2 protein-coding genes and 2 pseudogenes are annotated in these 3,836 nt (G+C 38.5%); 1 reads left to right on the top strand and 3 read right to left on the bottom strand.

All coding sequences use genetic code 11. From position 1 onward, the window contains the following. Positions 1 to 716 precede the first annotated feature (716 nt). The 3 genes and pseudogenes from H5975_RS08785 to H5975_RS08795 form a co-directional block, all read right to left on the bottom strand. Positions 717 to 950 (bottom strand): hypothetical protein, encoded by a 234-nt coding sequence (locus H5975_RS08785; RefSeq protein ID WP_239459623.1) that lies wholly within the window; start codon positions 948 to 950, stop codon positions 717 to 719. 155 nt (positions 951 to 1,105) lie between these two features. Next, positions 1,106 to 1,615, bottom strand: coding sequence for a type I restriction endonuclease subunit R, EcoR124 family (locus tag H5975_RS08790; protein ID WP_239459624.1), 510 nt, complete (start codon positions 1,613 to 1,615; stop codon positions 1,106 to 1,108). Next, positions 1,592 to 3,307: pseudogene (locus tag H5975_RS08795) on the bottom strand (DEAD/DEAH box helicase family protein); the annotation flags it as partial. The gene H5975_RS08790 and the pseudogene H5975_RS08795, both read right to left, overlap by 24 nt. Positions 3,308 to 3,531: 224 nt before the next feature. Between H5975_RS08795 and H5975_RS08800 the strand changes: the two are divergent. Continuing rightward, positions 3,532 to 3,836: pseudogene (locus tag H5975_RS08800) on the top strand (helix-turn-helix domain-containing protein); the annotation flags it as partial.

The raw sequence follows: 3,836 nt of genomic DNA on the forward strand, positions 1-3,836 counted from the left end.
TGGTGGCTTAATTCGAGACCAATGAAATGTTTAAATTGGCAAACACCAATTGAAGTCTTTTTTAGAAACTTACATGATAATTGTTAACTTATTTCTTGCAATCTGCCTTGTAGTAAAGTCTAGCATGCTGTTTAGGAAGAGTTTATTACTAAATTGTCATATTAGTATTCGTTTTTCTGATACCGGCATTTTAGCGACCCAAATTAAATCGGATGGTAAATGTATTTCATACTTCCTTTGGTTATTATTATGAAACATCCAGAGATTAATTTAAAATACTTATTTATAATAAACATCTATTCATTATAAGTATTATGGCAAAAATCTAGCACCGACGCTTTTTACGTTGATGCTAGATGGTTTAAAGCTACCTTTGTGTTACCGCTCCAGTTGCGTAATTGATACTAATGTTATTCTGGGTGTTGGGCACGAAAATATACGAAGTGTCTCTATCCCTTGCGGCAGTATGATTTTATTGATGCAAGGACCAAAAAAGGACCAATCCATATTTTTTGATAAGAATGCTGGAAAAATATACATCTCCTTTTGGCACTAATAGCTTATAACTGTTTTCTTTTGAATCAGTTCTTCGCATATATCAAATAGTATCAACTATCAAACAATGGCGCAATGTGGTTTACGTACAAGTCCCCTAACTGTGCTCGTACTTGTTCCTTCCAGTCCATCATTCGTTTCAATTCTGAATCAGCGTTGGCTTACCTGAACCTCTTAAAGGCATCACGAGTCAACATTCGGTTAACTCCAGCCTGTTTTGAAGCATGAACATCATAATACTTAATGACGAATTTCAAGTCATCTAAACTAACATGATATTTATCGGTAAAGGCGATTAATTCCTGGTTATAAGCTTGATCAATCATCTTATTTAAAAGCTTGTCAACCTGCTGACCGGCATAATTTTCGGGATGTTGTTTAATTTTATCCCACAACTGACTAACAATGGTTGCTAATGGTTTATTCGTCCTACCTAAGTCATCAATATAACTCTCAATTCCCTAGCTTCTTGCTGATCTACTGTTGGTAGTAGCTCACCTCCGTCAGGAACATAGGCTTGGATCAATGACAAAATATATTGATAATTGACCTACTTATCAATTACTGATTCTAGTTCGTATTCAGTAGGTTCATCGTCATCGTCTTTTTCTTGTTTTATTTGTTCAATCAGGGTTTCGTATGTACCCTGCATTGCATCAAGCGTTTCAGAAGTTAAATGATAGTCCTGTACTGGATCAACATTATCAAATTCATCATAGGTTTGAGCTGCGGCAAAAGCCTTATCAAACTTCTGGTACTGCTTAACAAAATACTTCTTTTGTTCAATCGGTGTACTTGGATCTGTTATGAGCTCGGGACTATTAGAGAGTACATAATCACTTATACCGTGATATGTCACGTCAAATTTCTGCTTTGATTCATGCCATGACGGGGCCAGAACTTCGCCAATACCTTCCTTTGAGTAGAGAGTTAACGCATTATCAATCTCTTTGCTGAACGTCTTCGGGAATTGGCATGTAATGATATTGCCATATTTCTTGTCCTGATCAAAAATACGGTTGGTCCGCGAGAACGACTGAATAATGTTCTGTGGATTCATCGGTGGTCGATCAACAAAGAGCGTTGAAAGATACTAGGAGTCAAAGTCCGTCAGCAAACGGTCAATAACAATGACCAAATTTAGACGTTCACTTTGTGGCTTAAATGCGTCATTCTTCCATGCTAAACGACCATTGATGTTTTTATTGTAGGCACTAACTTCATCCAGGCTAAAGCTTGTTCCATACTCTTCGTTATAATCATGAATTGCTTCCTTCATAAACTCTTGGTCACCGAGTGAATCCTCATCATTTTGGGTAACTGAGAAGGTAATTGCAACCTTAGGGAAATCAGGTAAAATTTCCTTAATCCGCTTAGGAACTTCAATAGAATTTTCACCGTTTTTAATTGCCTTGAACAACTTGTAGTACCGCTTATTCTGGTCAATTGGCCACTTATTAGCAGGACTTGTGGTGAGAATACCTGAATAAGTATAACCACGGTTATTAATATTCCGAATACCTAAAGTTCGATAAGACAATTTGAGAATATTATTAGCTACGGCCTGCATATGGGCATCACTAATGTATTGTGCATTGAGCTTATCCTTATTATTTTCATCATCACTGTCTTGATAGATATTTTGCATATCATTAATCTGAAAGCCCAAAACCGCATGATCCTGAATAGCATCCTTAATGGTGTAACTATGCAGGCATTTTCCGTATTGTTGCTCTGTGGTCCGTGCTGCTTTACCATTTTCTTTACGACTATTCTGTGGGAAGATTGGGGTCCTAGTGAAGCCGTACCAAAGTGGTTGTTTGTTAAAGGACTTATCAATTTCCATCTTGCTCGTCGGGGAAATCGTTCGGTGACATTCATCGACAATGAAAGCGAGCCTAAGATTTTTCAATCGCTTAAACATGGCATCATTACGGTCCTCACCCTGCCATTTGAATAGCGTCTGCAGTTTCTGTCGTGTGGTCACCAATACCGTTCTTTCACCACTGGTTAGCTTCTTGGCTAGATTGATGGTGCTTTCAGTTTAGTTAACATCAATTGAGTCATTGTTAGCGTATGATTGAAAGGCTTGAGTGGTTTGATTATCTAAGTCTTTCCGATCAATTAGGAAGATCACTTTATCCAATGATGGTATGGTAAGTAAGTTATGTGCTACTCGGTACGAGGTCAATGTCTTCCCAGAACCGGTTGTATACCAGATATATCCTGACGTTGGAGTATCACCAGATGACGCTTTTAAAACGGCTTCAATTGCATGAACCTGATAAGGACGCAATAAAATTATGTGCCTCTGCTTACTGTCCAGGACTGAGTTGTCAGCAACCATGTGGTGTGCTGCTGAAATTGATAGCACGTCTTTAGCGAAGTCCAAGTAATTACGCACTGGATTATTGTCCTTATCGACCCAACCACTAAGGAATTTTTCCCGCAGGTGTTGATCAGCAGCCACATACTTGGTATCCGTACCATTCGTAACGACAAACATTTGAATATTCGATAAGATTCCATTGAATTTTTGCTCAGTAATATACTTCTGAATTTGATTGAAGGCTTGCAAATAAGAACGCTTAGGAGTCTTTAACTCAATATGAATAACTGACAACCAGTTAATCAGCAAAGTAACATCGCCTCGCCGGTCATTGTCCATCTCTTGACGACGACCTAGCTGTATTTGATAAACAACCTCATAGACTGATGTTCCACCAGCAATGTTAGTATGATCAATTACCATTAGGTTGATCGTGTCAACTGTCGTATCATCACGCTGGATATTAATTAGATATTGCCCATTGTCTCCCGTAAATTCTTGCGCTGCTTTAAAAAAGTTGAATGATTTATCTGCGCTTTAATACTTGGCAGATTGTAAAATTTAAGTTGAACGTTCAAGTGGACAGAAAAACCCATCAAGGTCTTTAATGGTGTTACCACAACATTCCATTAGAAAGAAGGACCTTAATGGGCAACACCATTTTATCATTCCAGAACCGTGTTGTCATTGAAACGCTTCATAATGAAGGACGTTCCTTGCGATAAATCGCTAACTACTTAGGCTTTAGTAAGACCACCATCTTTAACGAACTTCACCGGCTAAATAGTAAGTACCAGGCTGAGCTAGCGCAAACTGACTTTGAATAAAAGGTTAGTCAACGGAGGCGGAAGTCTTCGCTCACTAAAAACCTTAAACACTTGGTCGAGGAAAAGATTCAAGTCCAGAAGTGGTCCCCTGAACAAGTTGCCCATGTGGTTGGGATTGCCTACAA

The sequence above is a fragment of the Limosilactobacillus coleohominis genome (assembly GCF_016901675.1).
GTDB lineage: Bacteria > Bacillota > Bacilli > Lactobacillales > Lactobacillaceae > Limosilactobacillus > Limosilactobacillus intestinavium.

Excerpts from the sequence above, each read along its gene's own strand:
- H5975_RS08790 (WP_239459624.1), bottom strand. The coding sequence starts at position 1,615 with ATGAATCCACAGAACATTATTCAGTCGTTCTCGCGGACCAACCGTATT.